The 15,547-nt window shown below is 63.3% G+C and carries 15 protein-coding genes; 6 read left to right on the top strand and 9 right to left on the bottom strand.

Translation table 11 applies throughout. From position 1 onward, the window contains the following. Window positions 1–25: 25 nt before the first annotated feature. The 4 genes from ASD07_RS11785 to ASD07_RS11800 all read left to right on the top strand — a co-directional run bounded on the left by ASD07_RS11785 (window position 26) and on the right by ASD07_RS11800 (window position 3,305). Window positions 26–1,201 carry a YncE family protein gene (locus ASD07_RS11785; protein ID WP_055929820.1) on the top strand — a complete coding sequence of 392 codons (1,176 nt, stop codon included), beginning with the start codon at window positions 26–28 and terminating at the stop codon, window positions 1,199–1,201. A 39-nt stretch (window positions 1,202–1,240) separates the two neighbouring features. Beyond that, window positions 1,241–1,924, top strand: coding sequence for an alpha/beta fold hydrolase (locus tag ASD07_RS11790; RefSeq protein ID WP_229207122.1), 684 nt, complete (start codon window positions 1,241–1,243; stop codon window positions 1,922–1,924). A gap of 36 nt (window positions 1,925–1,960) precedes the next feature. Further along, a complete protein-coding gene (locus tag ASD07_RS11795) occupies window positions 1,961–2,416 on the top strand; it encodes a hypothetical protein (RefSeq protein ID WP_055929823.1) in 456 nt (151 codons plus the stop codon). 124 nt (window positions 2,417–2,540) lie between these two features. Next, entirely contained in the window at window positions 2,541–3,305 is a 765-nt protein-coding gene (locus ASD07_RS11800; RefSeq protein WP_055929827.1) for a hypothetical protein, read from the top strand. On the opposite strand, the gene ASD07_RS11805 is transcribed toward ASD07_RS11800, so the two are convergent. Beyond that, window positions 3,306–4,841: a methyl-accepting chemotaxis protein gene (locus ASD07_RS11805; protein ID WP_055929828.1), complete on the bottom strand. Its 1,536-nt coding sequence runs from the start codon at window positions 4,839–4,841 to the stop codon at window positions 3,306–3,308. A 167-nt stretch (window positions 4,842–5,008) separates the two neighbouring features. On the opposite strand from ASD07_RS11805, the gene ASD07_RS11810 reads away from it, so the two are divergent. After that, on the top strand, window positions 5,009–5,779 hold the full coding sequence (locus ASD07_RS11810) for an ABC transporter substrate-binding protein (RefSeq protein WP_055929831.1): 771 nt from the start codon (window positions 5,009–5,011) through the stop codon (window positions 5,777–5,779). On the opposite strand, the gene rng is transcribed toward ASD07_RS11810, so the two are convergent. The 8 genes from rng to ASD07_RS11850 form a co-directional block, all read right to left on the bottom strand. Next, window positions 5,766–7,232 carry a ribonuclease G gene (gene rng / locus ASD07_RS11815; protein WP_055929835.1) on the bottom strand — a complete coding sequence of 489 codons (1,467 nt, stop codon included), beginning with the start codon at window positions 7,230–7,232 and terminating at the stop codon, window positions 5,766–5,768. The genes ASD07_RS11810 and rng overlap by 14 nt on opposite strands. Continuing rightward, complete coding sequence (locus tag ASD07_RS11820) at window positions 7,232–7,852, bottom strand: nucleoside triphosphate pyrophosphatase (RefSeq protein WP_055929838.1); 621 nt, start codon at window positions 7,850–7,852, stop codon at window positions 7,232–7,234. The genes rng and ASD07_RS11820 overlap by 1 nt, the downstream gene beginning before the upstream one ends. A 15-nt stretch (window positions 7,853–7,867) precedes the next feature. Then, window positions 7,868–8,338 (bottom strand): 23S rRNA (pseudouridine(1915)-N(3))-methyltransferase RlmH, encoded by a 471-nt coding sequence (gene rlmH / locus ASD07_RS11825; protein WP_055929840.1) that lies wholly within the window; start codon window positions 8,336–8,338, stop codon window positions 7,868–7,870. Window positions 8,339–8,343: 5 nt separating this feature from the next. After that, entirely contained in the window at window positions 8,344–9,051 is a 708-nt protein-coding gene (gene rsfS, locus ASD07_RS11830) for a ribosome silencing factor (protein WP_055929844.1), read from the bottom strand. Window positions 9,052–9,054: 3 nt separating this feature from the next. Beyond that, window positions 9,055–9,702: a nicotinate-nucleotide adenylyltransferase gene (gene nadD / locus ASD07_RS11835; RefSeq protein ID WP_156397973.1), complete on the bottom strand. Its 648-nt coding sequence runs from the start codon at window positions 9,700–9,702 to the stop codon at window positions 9,055–9,057. Continuing rightward, a complete protein-coding gene (gene hemF, locus ASD07_RS11840) occupies window positions 9,699–10,610 on the bottom strand; it encodes an oxygen-dependent coproporphyrinogen oxidase (protein ID WP_055929850.1) in 912 nt (303 codons plus the stop codon). The genes nadD and hemF overlap by 4 nt, the downstream gene beginning before the upstream one ends. A 131-nt stretch (window positions 10,611–10,741) precedes the next feature. Next, the gene (purD, locus tag ASD07_RS11845; RefSeq protein WP_055929853.1) at window positions 10,742–12,013 is read right to left on the bottom strand and encodes a phosphoribosylamine--glycine ligase; all 1,272 of its coding nucleotides are present in this window, start codon (window positions 12,011–12,013) and stop codon (window positions 10,742–10,744) included. Between the two features lie 5 nt (window positions 12,014–12,018). Further along, a complete protein-coding gene (locus tag ASD07_RS11850) occupies window positions 12,019–12,744 on the bottom strand; it encodes a YebC/PmpR family DNA-binding transcriptional regulator (RefSeq protein WP_055929854.1) in 726 nt (241 codons plus the stop codon). 198 nt (window positions 12,745–12,942) lie between these two features. On the opposite strand from ASD07_RS11850, the gene ASD07_RS11855 reads away from it, so the two are divergent. Continuing rightward, entirely contained in the window at window positions 12,943–15,453 is a 2,511-nt protein-coding gene (locus ASD07_RS11855; protein ID WP_055929856.1) for an alkaline phosphatase, read from the top strand. Window positions 15,454–15,547 lie beyond the last annotated feature (94 nt).

Raw genomic sequence — 15,547 nt, forward strand, 5'->3', positions numbered from 1 at the left:
GACCCTGCAAAAGAAGGAGTGGACCATGCGTATCCGTTTCCTGCTTCCCCTCGCGGTCGCCTTGGGCATTCCGGCCCTGGCCAGCGCTGAAATCCTGGCGATGATGAATTATGAAAGCAAGTCCGCCGAGTCGCTCAAGGCGCTCAAGAACCCGGTGGCGCCGGCGGCGCGCAAGGAAGGCATCGCGATTGTCGATGTCGACCCCAACTCCAGGACTTTCGGCAAGATCGTCAAGGACATCCCGCTGCCGGCCGACCTGGTGGCGCACCATATTTTCTACAACCACGACATGAGCAAGGCCTACATCACGGCGCTGGGCAAGACCGAGCTGCGCGTGATGGACATGAAGTCCAGGGACTATGCCATGACCACCGTCAGCATTCCCGACTGCAGCGTGGGCGAGGACATGGCTTTCTCGCCGGACCACAAACGCTGGTATGTGAGCTGCATGGGAAGCCAGGCCATGGTGGTGGGCGACGCCCATAGCGACAAAGTGCTATCCACCATCAAGGTGGCGGCGCCGTATCCGCATGGGCTGGCCGTTTCCGGTGCGGCCGACCGCATCCTGCTCACGTCGACCGTGCGCGCCTCCGACCTGGGCGATGCGGGGGAGGTGATCAGCGCGGTGGAGGCCAGCACCGGCAAGGTGCTTGGCACCTACAAGGTGTCGAAGAAAGCTTCGCCGGCCGGCGAGGCGCCGGTGGAAATCCTGTTCGTGCCGAATGCGAAACCGGCTGTAGCCTACATCACCAATATGTATGGCGGTACGCTATGGACGGCCAGCTGGAACAAGGACAAGAAGGATTTCGAGGTGGCGCAGGTGTATGACTTTGCCGACGCCAAGGCAGGCGTGCCGCTGGAGCTCTACTTCAACAAGGCCGCCACGCGCATGTATGTGACCAGCGCCAAGCCGGGGCAACTGCATGTCTTCGATATATCGGCCAAGGCAGGAGAGCCCAGGCTGCTCAAGTCCATCCCGGCAGCAGAAGGGGCCCACCATGTGGCCTTTACCAAGGACGGCAAATATGCCTTCGTACAGAATGCCCTGCTTAACCTGCCGGGCATGAGCGATGGATCGGTCACCGTGGTCGACCTGCAGGCCGGCACCGTCGTCACCAGCATGGATACGCTGAAGAACGCCGGCCTGAATCCCAACAGCATCGTCTTGCTGCCGCAGTGGAATGAGATGATGGGGCACTGAGCCCAGCCGGCGGTGTCATGCCGCGGATATAATCGCGGCATGATACCGCTGGTCCTGATTCCCGGCTACATGCTGGACGATGCCTTATGGGATGGCATGCTGCCGTTCCTGCCTGCCGCACTCCCGCTGCATTTCGCCAGCCTGGCCGAAGGCGATTCCATCGCCGCCATGGCGCAGGCCGTGCTGGCGCACTGCCCGCCGCAATTCAGCTTGCTTGGCTTCTCGATGGGCGGCTACGTCGCGCGCGAAGTGGTGCGGCTGGCACCCGGGCGCGTGCAGTCGCTGGCGCTGGTCGCCACTTCCAGCCGGGCCGATTTGCCGCTGCAGGTTGAACAGCGCAGCAAGGCAGCCCGCGCCAGGCCGATCGGCACCTTCCGCGGCCTGGGGCGCGCCGCCATCGCGCAATCGCTGCACCCGGATAACTCCGCCAACGAAGCGCTGCTGACGCAGGTGCGCCTGATGGGCGAACGCCTCGGCCGCGAGGTCTTCGTGCGCCAGTCGCTGATCGTGCGCGAGGCCGATACCGGCCGCCTGCCCGATATCCGATGTCCGACCCTGGTGGTTGCGGCAGCCCAAGACCAGCTGCGCCGCGCCGAAGAGGCGCGCGAACTGGCCGACGGCATTCCCGGCGCAAAGCTGGTGACCGTGCCCGACGCGGGCCACCTGATTCCCCTCGAACAGCCGCAGGCGCTGGCCAGCATCCTGACTGTGATTTTTCGATAGGATATTGCCTAAACATTAACGCTATACTCGGCCCGTATGGGCTATCACATCTCAATTTTGCGCACTGCTTCCGATCCCATCCGGCTGGAGGAGGTGTCGCTGGCGGTCGGCCGGATGTCCGGCCGCCTCGCATTCGACGGGGACGCGCAGCCGGACCCCCAGGTCTACCAGCCGGCCAGGGACGGCGAGAGTGAGATCATGTTGCTGGAAGATGGAGAACTGTGGGCCAAGAGCCCCAGCGAGGAGTTCCTGCGCCTGATGATTGACCTTGCCGGCTTGCTGGGTGCCCGCGTACGGGGCGATGAACTCGAAACCTATCGTGCCCCAGACCAAACCTACCATCACCCCGACGACAGCGGCTTGATTGCGGAAGCTGCGGAGCTATCGCGCAAGATGGCCAGCCGGCAGCGCAGCAGGGATTGGCTGACCCGCTTTGCGACTGTCGGCGTGGCAGCAATGGCCGGCTGGATTTACGCCCGTTTTATCAAATAAGGCGCAGGCATAGGGTGACGATTCCGCGAACGGCGACTGCCCTGGGCTCTTGCTAATTCCGCGGGACCGGATTTCGTCCGCGTTCCGCAAAAAAACACCTTAACAAACCAAGAGAGCGCGACGTATGAAGAAACTTTATGTGCCTGGATTGCTTGCTGCGCTGGTATGCGCCATGCCAACTGCACAGGCGAACTGCCATGCCGCCTTGAAGGAACGCTTGCCGCAGTCGGGTACGGTCATTTTCGGCGAGATGCACGGCACCAATGAGATTCCTGCATTCTTCTCGGCTTGCGTACGCGAGTTCGTCGAGCACGGCGAGCCGGTCAGGGTGTTCCTGGAATTCGACGCTTCGGACACCGAGCACACGGCGCAATATCTTCGCGGCGAGATCGATGAAGCCGCTTTGCTGTCGTCGCCGCGCTGGCGCAGGCTTGATGGCCGCACCAGCCGGGCCATGCTGGAACTGCACCGTGCACTGAAAGGCGTGCAGGTGGTCGGCTTCGCGCCGCTGTATGGCGTCGCCGATATCAATGCCGGGATGGGGGAGAACTTCCTGCAGCACCGGCTGGAAAACGGCTACAACCTGGTCCTGGTGGGCGGGGTCCATGCACAAGTATCGGCTGGCAAGGGCGATGTCTACGCTTCGGTTCCATTCGGCCAGTACATCCAGGCCAGGTCGAAGAATGTTCTCAGCCTGAACGCCCGCTACACGCGCGGCAACGCATGGACGTGCTCGCCGTATTGCGATGCCAGTCCGCTCGCCGGTAACGAGCCCACTGGCGCCACCCCTGCCCGGAGCATCGGCTTCGGCGGCAACGACCGCCGCTTCGATGGCTACTTCAGCGTGGGCGCTGCGACGGCATCGCCGCCGGCAGTGGAGAGGAAGTAATCAGGCCAGTTTGAAGCGGCCGACCTGGCCGGTCAAACGGCCGGCCTGGTCCTGCATGGCGCTGGCCGCCGCTGCCGCCTGTTCCACCAGCGCGGCATTCTGCTGCGTCACATTGTCAAGCTGCACGATCGCCTGGTTGACCTGCTCGATGCCGACCGTCTGCTCGCTGCTGGCGGACGCGATCTCCGACATGATGGAGGTGACGCGCTGGATGCTGGCCACCACTTCATCCATGGTGCTGCCGGCCTGGTTCACCAGTTCGCTGCCGGCCTGCACCTGCTGCACCGTGTTGTTGATCAATGCCTTGATCTCTCCGGCCGCCTGCGCGCTGCGCTGCGCCAGGCTGCGCACCTCGCTCGCCACCACCGCAAAGCCGCGCCCCTGTTCGCCGGCGCGCGCCGCTTCCACGGCGGCATTCAGCGCCAGGATATTGGTCTGGAACGCGATGCCGTCGATGACCCCAATGATGTCGACGATCTTGGTCGAGGCCGCGTTGATTGAACCCATGGTGTGAACCACTTCGCTCACCACGCTGCCGCCGCGCGTCGCCACGTCGGAGGCGGTGGCGGCCAGTTCGCGCGCCGTGCGCGCATTGTCGGCATTGGTACGCACCGCGGAAGTCAGCTCTTCCATCGACGATGCTGTCTGTTCCAGCGTACTGGCCTGGTGTTCGGTGCGCGCCGACAGGTCGTGGTTACCGGAGGCGATCTGCTGCGAAGCGGTGGCGATGCTCTCGGTGCCGTGGCGTACTTCGCTGACGATGCCGGCCAGGCTGTCGTTCATGGACTTCAGGGCTTTCAGGAGCTGGCCCGCTTCGTCCTCGCCGTGCGCTTCGATGCGGCGGCTCAAGTCGCCATCCGCTACGGTCTGGGCGATCTTGACGGCTTGGTTGAGCGGCTTGACGATAGAGTGGGTGGTCAGCCAGGCGAAGCCCACGCCCAGGGTGACAGCCGCCATGCCCAGCATGATCAGCAGGTTGCGGCCGCTACGGTTGCTGGCCTGGATTTCAGCGGCCAGCGCATCGAGGTTGCGATGCTCGGCTTGCGTCACTTCATCGAGCGCGCCCAGATAGCTGACGCGGCGCGCTTCCATGTCGACGAACAGGCGCTGCGCCGTTTCCTTATCGCCGTCGGCCTTGGCTTTGTAGACGGCCTTGCGCTGTTCGACATAGGCTTTGCGGTTGTCCAGCACTTTTTCGTAGGCGCTGCGCGATGCGGGATGGGCCAGGAGCTTGGCCAGCAAGTCCTGGATTTCGGTAGCGCGGCCGGAGGCGGCCTTCATTTGCGCTTCGATGGACTTCTGCTGCTCCGGATCGGACACCATATATGCCGCCGTGGTGCGGGCAGCATTGACTTCGACCACCTTCTGCCACTCGGCCACCAGGCGCTCGTTGCGCACATTTTCGGCCACCAGGGCCTCGGTCTTCGCGCTGGCGCTTTGCAGGCGCATGATGCCGACCACCGTCATCACGGCCAGGAGCAGCAGTACCACGGCAAAGGCCAGGCCAAGGCGTGCGCCAATTTTCATGTTCTTCATCGTGATCTCCCCGGACTTTGTGACAGTTCATCGCTGCCATTTGTTCCACGATGGTAACGCTAAATCCGTTTGTGTTCAGCAAGAGAATTGTTAATATGCAAATCGGAACATTTATATTTGCAAGGTAACTTTCGGCATTTCTTGCACTTTCGGGCTAGCATAGGAGCATGCCAAACCTGCTTCGCAATGGCTTGCTGTTGCTGCTGGCCTGGCCCGCCTGGGGCGTAGCTGCAACCTATACGGCCTATAACACCTACCTGAATCCGCCCTTCGTACAAGCGGATGGAAGGGGACTGGCCGCTGAGTTGGTGTCGGCCTTGAACCGCCACATGGGCGAAGACCAGTTCGTGCTGGAAAATGTGCCGCGCGCCCGCTTCCTCGCAATGGCGGGACGGTCCAACAAAAGGATCGATGGAATTGCGCTGTTCCTGTCGCCAGGCTTCCTCGACGAGGCGCTGGCCAAGCGTTACGACTGGAGCGCACCCCTGTTCTTGGACCACAATGTAGTGCTGTTCAAGGCCGGGAATGTCCCTGCCAGCGATCTGCCGGCATCGTTGCGGGGAATGCGCTTTGGCGCTGTGCGCGGCCACGTTTACCGTTTCCTGGATAGCATGGAGCGGCGCGGCGAGCTGCATATCGAAGAGGTCGGCGATGAGGCCAACAACCTGCGTAAGCTGCTGGCCGGCCGCATTGATTTTACCGTGGTGAATCGCCTGCATTTTCGCGCGCTGGCAGAGGCGTCGCCGGAATTGCAGCAGCTGGTCGCAGCGCCGGAACCGGGCGGCGACTTCCTGCGCCATATCCTGTTGTCGCCTAGCTTGCCGCCCAGGACCGCGCGGCGCATCGCGGCGGCAGTGCAGGAGCTGCAGCGCGACCCGGCATGGCAGGCCATCCTGGCGCGCCATGGCGCCGTGCCGATCAGGACTACATCAGAATGACGTCGTACTGTTCCTGGTGGTAGCTGGTTTCAACCTGCAGTGAAATCTTCTTGCCGATAAAGTCGCCCAGCATCGCCAGGTGCTGCGACTCTTCCTCGAGGAACAGGTCGACCACTTCCTGCGAAGCGAGGATACGGAATTCGCGCGGGTTGAACTGCTTGGCCTCGCGCAGCAGCTCGCGCAGGATCTCGTAGCAAATCGTGCGCGAGGTCTTGACCTGGCCTTTGCCTTCGCAGGCGGGGCAGGGTTCGCACAGGATGTGGGCCAGCGATTCGCGCGTGCGCTTGCGGGTCATCTCCACCAGGCCCAGCGCGGAGAAGCCGGATACCGACACCTTGGTGCGGTCGCGCGCCAGTGCCTTCTTTAGTTCCGCGAGCACGGCGTTGCGGTGCTCGTTGTTCTCCATGTCGATGAAGTCGAGGATGATGATGCCGCCCAGGTTGCGCAGGCGCAGCTGGCGCGCGATGGCATGCGCCGCCTCCAGGTTGGTCTTGAAGATGGTGTCGGCAAAATTGCGGCCGCCGACGAAACCGCCGGTATTGACGTCGATGGTCGTCATGGCCTCGGTCTGGTCGACGATCAGGTAGCCGCCGGACTTGAGGTCGACGCGGCGGCCCAGCGCGCGGTGGATTTCTTCTTCCACGCCGTACAGGTCGAACAGCGGGCGCTCGCCGGTGTAGTGCTGCAAGCGCGACAGGACCGACGGCGTGTAGACGCGGCTGAATTCCGTCAGCGCCAGGAAGTTCTCGCGCGAATCGACCTGGATGGTTGCCGTCTCGTCGTGCACGAAGTCGCGCAGCACGCGCTGCGCCAGGTTCAAGTCCTGGTGCAGCAGGGAAGTCGGCGGGCGGGTGCGCGCGCCGTGGCAGATCGCGCCCCAGGTCTTGCGCAGGTATTCGATGTCGGCCTGCAGGTCGCTGTCCGAGGCGTCTTCGGCCTGGGTGCGCACGATGTAGCCGCCTTTTTCGTCGTCCGGCAGCAGGCCTTGCATGCGCGCGCGCAGGGCTTCGCGGTCGGCTTCCTTCTCGATCTTTTGCGAGATGCCGATATGGCCGTCCTGCGGCAGGTAGACCAGCATGCGGCCGGCAATCGAGATCTGGGTCGACAGGCGCGCGCCCTTGGTGCCGATCGGGTCCTTGATCACCTGCACGGTCAGCACCTGGCCGTCGAACAGCAGTTTTTCGATCGGGGTCGGGGTCGCGTTCTGGGCGCCGTCATGCGGACGCGCCTCCCAGATATCGGCCACGTGCAGGAAGGCTGCGCGCTCCAGGCCGATGTCGATGAAGGCCGACTGCATGCCGGGCAGCACCCGCACCACTTTGCCGGAATAGACATTGCCCGCCAGGCCGCGCGTCAGCGTGCGCTCGATATGCAGTTCCTGCACGGCGCCCTGCATGATGAGGGCAACGCGGGTTTCCTGCGGGGTGATATTAATGAGGATATCTTCGTTCATCAGGGGAGTTTCAATCCTGCCTGGCGCAACAGTTGCGCCGTTTCATACAGCGGCAGGCCCATGATGCCGGAGTGGCTGCCTTCGATGTGTTCAACGAACAGGGCGGCCAGGCCCTGGATGCCATAGCCGCCGGCCTTGTCGTAAGGCTCGGTGGTGGCGCAGTAAGTCTTGATTTCGGCCTCCGTCAGCTTGCCGAAGCGGACCTCGGAGACCTGGGTGATATGGCCGGAAAAGTCCTGCGAATGCACGGCCACCGAAGTCAGTACCTGGTGGGTGCGGCCCGACAGCTTGTGCAGCATGTCGCTAGCCTCGCGCACATTGGCCGGCTTGCCGAGGATGTCGCCGTCGATGGTGACGGTGGTGTCGGCCGCCAGGATGGGACGCAGGATCAGGCGGCGGCGCTGGATCATGTCCCAGGCAAAATCGGCTTTTTCCTGGGCCACCCGGCCGACATACACCAGCGGCTCCTCGCCGGAATGGACGTTTTCGCTGACGTCCGGCCCGCGCGGGCCGTCGTTGCGCAGCAATAGCAACTCAAAGTCCACGCCAATCTGGCGCAGTAATTCGCGCCGGCGTGGACTCTTGGAAGCCAGGTAGATCTTCTTTTCGACCAGTTTCATCAGATGCCTTAAGGGTTAGACACGATGATAAGGGTGGTTTTGTGTAATTGTCCACGCCCTGTACAACTGTTCGGCCAACATGACGCGCACCATGCCATGCGGCAGGGTCAGGCTGGACAGGCGAAGCAAGCCTTCCGCCTTGGCTTTCAGCCCCGGATCGAGGCCATCGGCGCCGCCGATCAGGAAGGCGGTATCGCGGCCATCCTGCTGCCAGGCCTCCAGCTGCTGGGACAGACCCACGCTGGTCAGGTCCTTGCCGCGCTCATCGAGGGCGATGATGCGCACCGATTTCGGCAATGCCGCCTCGATGCGCTCCCGTTCCAGGGCCATGGCGGTGGCGGCGGTCTTGCTGCCGGAACGCTCGACGGGCTTGATTTCCTTCAGCACGATGCGCAATTCCGGCGGCATGCGCTTCACGTATTCGGTGAAGCCATTCTCGATCCAGGCCGGCATTTTGTGGCCGACCGCAGCGATAATCAGCTGCACGGGGCTTACTCAGCCGCTGCAGCCTTCTTCAGGCGCTTGATGACGGTCTTGACCGGCGTTGCGGCGGCGGCGGCGGCTTTCTTCTCCTTGGCGGCCTTGACGTTTGCCTCGGCGGTCTTGGTGGAAGCGACCTTCACTTTCTTGCCTTCCGGTGCGACCACCTTCGGCGCAGCCTTTTTGGCGGCAGCTTTCTTCGCTACGGCGCCGGCAGCGGCGGTTGCCTTGGCGGTGCCCGGCTTCTTGGCAGCCGTCTTCTTCTCGATCACGGGTTCGGCGGCTTTGGCAGGCTTGGTGGCGGCCAGGTGGCCGGATTTCTTCGGCGTGGCTTCCTTGGCGGCCGCTTCCTTGCCTTCAGTGGTCGACTTGCGCTTGGCGGCGCCCAGTTTCACCGGCTTTTCGCCCCAGATTTCTTCCAGGCGGTAGTAAGCGCGGATCGGCGCCTGCATGATGTGGACGATCATGTCGCCCAGGTCCACCAGCACCCATTCGCCGGTGTCTTCACCCTCGATGCCGATCACGTCGCCGCCGGCTTCCTTGACCTTGTCGCGCACCGAGGCAGCCAGTGCCTTGGTCTGGCGGTTGGAGGTACCGGAAGCGATGGCGATGCGGTCAAAGAGGCTGGTCAAGCCGGTGGTGTCGAATACGACGATTTCCTGGCCCTTCACGTCTTCCAGGGCGTCCACGACGAGGGTTTGCAGTTTTTTGATATCCATTATTTAGTTCTTATACAAATTATGTTGTTCAATATAGTCTAGCACTACCGGTGGCAGAAGCGAGTTCGCCCCATCCCCCCGTTGTAATGCAGCACGAATGGCAGTGGCCGAGATGTCGACGGCCAAATCGGCCGCCAGCATGGTCCTGCCCGCCGGGGTGTTCCTGACCTGCTCCGGCGTGGCCAGGCGGCGCTGGAATTCAGCTGCCACCTCGGCCGGCACGTGGGCGTCGTCCAGCTCGAAGCCGGGCCTGGCCGCCACGCAGAAGTGGGCCAGGTCGAACAGGTTGCGCCATTCGTGCCAGGTATTCAGTCGCTGCAGCTGGTCGGCGCCCATCAGGAAGGCCAGCGCTACGTCGGGCCCCACGTCGGCGCGGATTGCCCGCAGCGTTTCGATCGTATAAGTGGCGCTGCCGCGCGCCAGTTCCTGCCAGTCGATCGTGACCGGGCAGGGCAGGCCGGTAAAGGCCAAAGTCAGCATGTCCACCCGCTGCTGCGGCGTCGCCACCAGCACGCCCTTTTGCCAGGGCAGGGCCGGAATCACCAGCAATGCATCGGCATTGAGCAGCTGGACAAACTGTTTGCCAAGCGCGACGTGGCCGTTGTGCACCGGATCGAAACTGCCTCCCAGCAGTGCGATGCAGCGTTTCACTCGGCCAGCCAGTCGCGGTGCGGCAGGAAGTCCGAGTACAGCGCCGCTTCCGCGCTGCCGTCTTCCGGATGCCAGTCATAACGCCATTTGACCACCGGCGGCATCGACATCAGGATCGCTTCCGTGCGGCCGCCGGACTGCAGGCCGAACAGGGTGCCGCGGTCGAACACCAGGTTGAACTCGACGTAGCGTCCACGGCGGTAGGCCTGGAAGTCGCGCTCGCGCTCACCGTAGGGTGCGTTCTTGCGGGCTTTCACGATCGGCAGGTAGGCGGCCAGGAATGCGTCGCCTACGCTGCGTGTCATGTCAAAACTCTTTTCGAAGCCGAGCGCGTTGAAGTCATCGAAGAAGATGCCGCCCACGCCGCGCGCTTCCTTGCGGTGCTTCAGGTAGAAGTACTCGTCGCACCATTGCTTGAACTTTGGATGCAGCTCGTCGCCGAAGGGCTGCAGCGCGTCGCGGCAAGTTGCGTGGAAGTGCTTTGCGTCTTCCTTGTTGCCGTAATACGGCGTCAGGTCCATGCCGCCGCCGAACCACCATACCGGCTTGCCGTCGGCAGTGGCGGTGCTGAAGAAGCGCACATTCATGTGCACGGTCGGTGCGTAGGGGTTGCGCGGGTGCAGCACGAGCGATACACCCATGGCTTCCCACGGCTGGCCGCCCAGATCGGGACGGTGCGCCGAGGCCGATGGCGGCAGCTTGGCGCCCGTTACGTGGCTGAAGTTGCAGCCGCCGCGCTCGAACACATTGCCGTCCTCGATCAGGCGCGAAATGCCGCCGCCGCCTTCCGGGCGCTCCCACGCATCGCGCAGGAATGGCTTGCCGTCCACATCCTCCAGGGCGGAGATGATGCGCTCTTGCAGGCCAAGCAGCCAGGCTTTGACGTCTTGTGGGGCGGGGGCGGTCATTTCTTCTTTTGCTCTCTTCTTCTAAACCGGTAAAGCTGGGTCTGACCCAAGGGTCAGACCCGCCTGTTCCGGAGTCCGCGGCGTTGGCACGCGCGGGTCCGACCCTTGGGTCGGACCCTGGTTTACCGGTTTTAGTGCTTCAAACCCCGCCAGCCGATATCGCGGCGGAACTGCACGCCTTCGAAACCGATCTTTTCGACCGCTTCGTAAGCCTGCTTCTGTGCCATCTTGATGTTGTCGCCCAGGCCGACGACGCACAGTACGCGGCCGCCGGCGGTGACCAGCTTGCCGTCCGCATCGTCGATGGTGCCGGCGTGGAAGGTCACGGAATCGGTCGTTTCAGCCGGAATGCCGTGGATATGGTCGCCCTTGCGCGGTGCGTCCGGGTAGCCGGCGGCTGCCAGCACCACGCCAACGGCGGTGCGGCGGTCCCATTCCAGTTCCACCTGGTCCAGGCTGCCGTTCACGGCGTGTTCCATCACGCCCAGCAGGTCGGTCTTCAGGCGCGACATGATCGGCTGGGTCTCCGGGTCGCCCATGCGGCAGTTGAATTCCAGCGTCTTCGGGTTGCCGGCAGCGTCGATCATCAGGCCGGCGTACAGGAAGCCGGTGAACTGGATGCCGTCTTTGGACATGCCCTGGATGGTAGGCATGATGATCTCGCGCATGACGCGCGCATGCATGGCCGGGGTCACGATCGGGGCCGGGGAGTAGGCGCCCATGCCGCCGGTGTTCGGGCCCTGGTCGTTATCCTGCAGCCGCTTGTGGTCTTGCGAGGTGGCCAGCGGCAGCACGTTCTTGCCGTCGCACATGACGATGAAGGAGGCTTCTTCGCCGGCCAGGAATTCTTCGATCACGATGCGCGCACCGGCGTCGCCGAAGGCGTTATCGGACAGCATGTGGTCGACTGCGCCGTGCGCTTCTTCCAGGGTCATGGCAACCACCACGCCCTTGCCGGCGGCCAGGCCGTCGGCCTTGATCACGATCGGCGCGCCCTTGGCATCCACGTAGGCGTGGGCCGCCTTGGCATCGGCGAAGGTCTCATATTCAGCGGTCGGGATGCCGTGGCGCTTCATGAAGGCTTTGGCGAAGTCCTTGGAGGACTCGAGCTGTGCCGCTTCCCTGGTCGGGCCGAATACTTTCAGGCCGCGCGCGCGGAACAGGTTGACGATACCGGCAGCCAGCGGCACTTCCGGGCCGACCACGGTCAGGCCGATGTGCTCTTTCTCGACGAAGGCAGCGAGTTCCTCCAGGTCGGTGATCGGCACGTTTTCCAGGCGCACATCGCGCGCGGTGCCGCCGTTGCCAGGCGCAACATAGACCATCTGTACGCGTTCCGACTGCGCCAGTTTCCAAGCCAAAGCATGTTCACGGCCACCCGAGCCGACTACCAGGATCTTCATAAGGATTATTCTTCGATGACAGCGTTGGTATAGATTTCCTGGACGTCGTCCAGGTTTTCCAGTGCGTCCAGCAGCTTTTGCATCTTGGCCGCGTCTTCACCGGTGAATACGGTTTCGGTGGCTGGCTTCATGATCACTTCCGCCACTTCGGCCTTGAAGCCTGCCGCTTCCAGCGCGTCTTTCACGCCCGCGAAATCGTGCGGGCCGCACAGTACTTCGATGCCGCCTTCTTCGTCGGTCACCACGTCTTCGGCGCCCGCTTCCAGTGCTGCGTCCATCAGCCTGGTTTCGTCGGTGCCCGGTGCGAACAGGAACTGGCCGGTGTGCTGGAACATGAAGGCCACGGAGCCTTCGGTGCCCATATTGCCGCCGTATTTGTTGAATGCATGGCGCACTTCAGCCACGGTACGCACACGGTTGTCGGTCATGCAGTCCACGATGATGGCCGCGCCGCCGATGCCGTAGCCTTCGTAGCGAACTTCTTCATAGTTGGCGCCGTCGCCGCCACCGGTACCGCGGGTGATCGCGCGGTTCACATTGTCCTTCGGCATATTGGCATCAGCGGCCTTGTCGACTGCCAGGCGCAGGCGCGGATTGGAGTTCAGGTCGCCGCCGCCCATGCGTGCAGCCACCGTGATCTCCTTGATCAGGCGCGTCCAGATTTTGCCGCGTTTCGCGTCCGTTGCAGCCTTTTTGTGCTTAATATTGGCCCATTTGCTGTGTCCAGCCATGTTCAATCTTCCTTAGACGGTATCCAATCGAGGGCGACATTCTAGCATACCGGTACCTCTCTGAAATTGTCGCGCCGGCGCGACCAAAAGTGCTTCCGCAAGGGGTGCGGGCATGTTTAGTAGCTTTCCTCAGGGCTAATTCATCTGCTTGTAAAGTTAATATCGTAAAACAATAAACTTTTATCATGAAGGAGACATATGGATCGTCGGCAATTTATCAAATTGGGCGGCTTTATTACGGTATCGGCTGCCACCGGCGGCCTGGCAGGCTGCGGCGGCGGCAGTGATTCCCCCGCGCCGGCACCTGGCTTGCCGCCCGCGACCGGCGCCAACTGGAAATTCCCGCAAAGCGTAGCCTCCGGTGACCCGCGCGCCGACAGCATCATGCTGTGGACCCGCGTGGTGCCGACTTCCCTGGACGACGTGGCGACGGTCACCGCCAAGAGCGGCGTTACGGTGCGCGTGCAGGTCACCGCGGTCGACAATACCGCTTCCCTGGGCGGCAACAAGGCGCTTGAAGGCGCCACGGTGGTCGATGCGCAGATCGAGCTGAACGCCGATTTCGATAACACGATCCGCCACAAGGTCACCGGCCTGCTGCCGAACACCGCCTACTTCTATCAGTTCACCGCCGGCGACGTGCGTTCCAATGTGGCCCGCTTCAAGACCGCAGCGGCAGCCGATGCCAGCGTCGACCAGCTGAAATTTGCTTACCTGACCTGCCAGGACTGGAGCATCAACCACTGGGGCGCGTTGGACCATATTGCCAAAAATGAAAAACTGGACTTCATCGTCCACCTCGGCGATTACATTTACGAGACCGTGGGCGAGGGTTTCCAGGCCGGCTCCGTCGAAAAACGCCATGCCGAGTTGAAGCTGCCGGACGGCACGTTCAAGAACGGCGCTTCGGGCGCGAAATACGCGACCACGCTGGCCGACTACCGCTACCTGTACAAGACCTACCGCACCGATACCCGCCTGCAGGCGGTGCACGAGCGCTTCGCCTTCATCGCGATCTGGGACGACCATGAGTTCAGCGACGATTGCTGGGGCGATACCCAGACCTATGCCGAGGGCGAGAAACATGACACGCCGCGCCGCCGCAGCGCCAACCAGGCCTGGTTCGAATTCATGCCGGCCGACGTTACCCTCGACAGCGCGGCCACCGGCTTCCAGAACATCAAGATCTACCGCGACTTCAAGTTCGGTAAGCTGATGCAGCTGGTGATGACCGATGAACGCCTCTACCGCGCCGACCACGTGGTGCCGGAACAGATGGCCAACCCGGCCACCGGCCTGCCGCTGGGCAGCATTGGCGCGCGCTATCTGGTGGCGCAGGACCTGTACAACGGCGTCGAAGCGCAGAAGATGGCGGCCGCCACCGCGGCCGGCGCCGATCCGCTGTCCGTGGCCGGCATGCTGGGCGCCACCCAGCGCGACTGGTGGAAGTCGACCATGAAGGCTTCGAGCGCGACCTGGAAACTGTGGGGCAATGAAGTATCGCTGCTGCGCATGGGCATGAACGGCACCGACGCCATTGCGACCCTGATTGCACTGCAGGCCGTGGGCACTTTGGCCAAAACTATCGGCGACACCGCCATCGGTTCGACCGGCGGCAATGTGCCGGTGGCCGCTGCCATTGTGGCTGCAATGACTGCCGGCGCTTCGGCTTCGGTGGCGAGTGGCGCCGCCATGGCCATAGCCGGCGTGGCAGCCGGCGGCGGCGATACCAGCGCACGCCTGACCGCGGCCGTCGGCGCTGGCCTGACCTCGACCCAGGCCGGCGTCGCCGTGCTGGCGTTCGGCCAGGCGGAGAACGTGGCCAAGGCCGCGGGCGACGCCACGGCGCAGGCTACAGCCGCGGCCCAGGGCATCGCCATTGGCTACATCAAGCCCGATATCCAGGCCAACAAAGCGGCATCGCCAATCGTGGTCGCTTCCGGCAAGGCGGCCGCATTGGCTCCTTACTTCCGCAAGTTCCTGATCAACTGCGACCAGTGGGACGGCTACAATGCCGAGCGCAAGGCCCTGATGTCGCACCTGAAAACCAATGCCATCGGCAATGTGGTGGCGCTGACCGGCGACATCCATTCCTTCTTCGCCGGCACGGTGAGCGACGATTACGACGCAGCGGGCGGCGGCACGCCGGTAATGGTGGACCTGGTATCGGCCGGCGCCAGCTCCGACTCTTTCTTCACCTACCTGCGTGATGCGGCGAAGAGCCTGGGCGCCGAATTGGCCACGCTGGTGTCCTGGCCGCTGCAACTGCCAGTGCCGAATGTGGGCATCGTGGACCTCGACCTGAACCTGCTGGACTACACCCTGGGCAAGGCCGCGCCGACCGCCGATACGCTGGCCGCCTCGCTGACCGTGCAGCTGCGCGGGGCCCTGGGCGCGAAAGGCGTGCCGGAAGCGGCGCTGGATGCGACCGTGGATGCCGTGCTGGCAGGCCTCAAGGCCGACGCCACCTTCAGCAGCCAACTGGTGCCGCTGGCGCAGCAACTGGCAGGCCTGAACAGCAACCCGCACCTGCGTCACGTGAATACCGACGCGCAAGGGTTCACCGTGGTGACGCTGACCCCGGGCTCGTTGACGGCACAGTTCAAGCAGGTCAACAAACTGGTAGGCGGCAATGCCCCGGCCAATGTGATCGCCAAGATCACCACCGCTGCTGTTACCGCAGGCCAGGCGTCCGTCAACGTGTACTAAGGTCGGCAAAACCGGCAAACCGGTGCCTGACCCACAGGGTCAGGCAGCTGGCACGCGGCGGCCGCCAGCAAACCTGGCGGCTTGCCGCTACAAT

The organism is Duganella sp. Root336D2 (genome assembly GCF_001425005.1).
Classification (GTDB): Bacteria; Pseudomonadota; Gammaproteobacteria; order Burkholderiales; family Burkholderiaceae_D; genus Rugamonas.

What these genes read in the sequence shown, in the direction of transcription:
- ASD07_RS11785 (WP_055929820.1), top strand. Translation starts at nt 26, where the DNA reads ATGCGTATCCGTTTCCTGCTTCCCCTCGCGGTCGCCTTGGGCATTCCG.
- ASD07_RS11790 (WP_229207122.1), top strand. Translation starts at nt 1,241, where the DNA reads ATGATACCGCTGGTCCTGATTCCCGGCTACATGCTGGACGATGCCTTA.
- ASD07_RS11795 (WP_055929823.1), top strand. Translation starts at nt 1,961, where the DNA reads ATGGGCTATCACATCTCAATTTTGCGCACTGCTTCCGATCCCATCCGG.
- ASD07_RS11800 (WP_055929827.1), top strand. Translation starts at nt 2,541, where the DNA reads ATGAAGAAACTTTATGTGCCTGGATTGCTTGCTGCGCTGGTATGCGCC.
- ASD07_RS11805 (WP_055929828.1), bottom strand. Translation starts at nt 4,841, where the DNA reads ATGAAGAACATGAAAATTGGCGCACGCCTTGGCCTGGCCTTTGCCGTG.
- ASD07_RS11810 (WP_055929831.1), top strand. Translation starts at nt 5,009, where the DNA reads ATGCCAAACCTGCTTCGCAATGGCTTGCTGTTGCTGCTGGCCTGGCCC.
- rng (WP_055929835.1), bottom strand. Translation starts at nt 7,232, where the DNA reads ATGAACGAAGATATCCTCATTAATATCACCCCGCAGGAAACCCGCGTT.
- ASD07_RS11820 (WP_055929838.1), bottom strand. Translation starts at nt 7,852, where the DNA reads ATGAAACTGGTCGAAAAGAAGATCTACCTGGCTTCCAAGAGTCCACGC.
- rsfS (WP_055929844.1), bottom strand. Translation starts at nt 9,051, where the DNA reads ATGGATATCAAAAAACTGCAAACCCTCGTCGTGGACGCCCTGGAAGAC.
- hemF (WP_055929850.1), bottom strand. Translation starts at nt 10,610, where the DNA reads ATGACCGCCCCCGCCCCACAAGACGTCAAAGCCTGGCTGCTTGGCCTG.
- purD (WP_055929853.1), bottom strand. Translation starts at nt 12,013, where the DNA reads ATGAAGATCCTGGTAGTCGGCTCGGGTGGCCGTGAACATGCTTTGGCT.
- ASD07_RS11850 (WP_055929854.1), bottom strand. Translation starts at nt 12,744, where the DNA reads ATGGCTGGACACAGCAAATGGGCCAATATTAAGCACAAAAAGGCTGCA.
- ASD07_RS11855 (WP_055929856.1), top strand. Translation starts at nt 12,943, where the DNA reads ATGGATCGTCGGCAATTTATCAAATTGGGCGGCTTTATTACGGTATCG.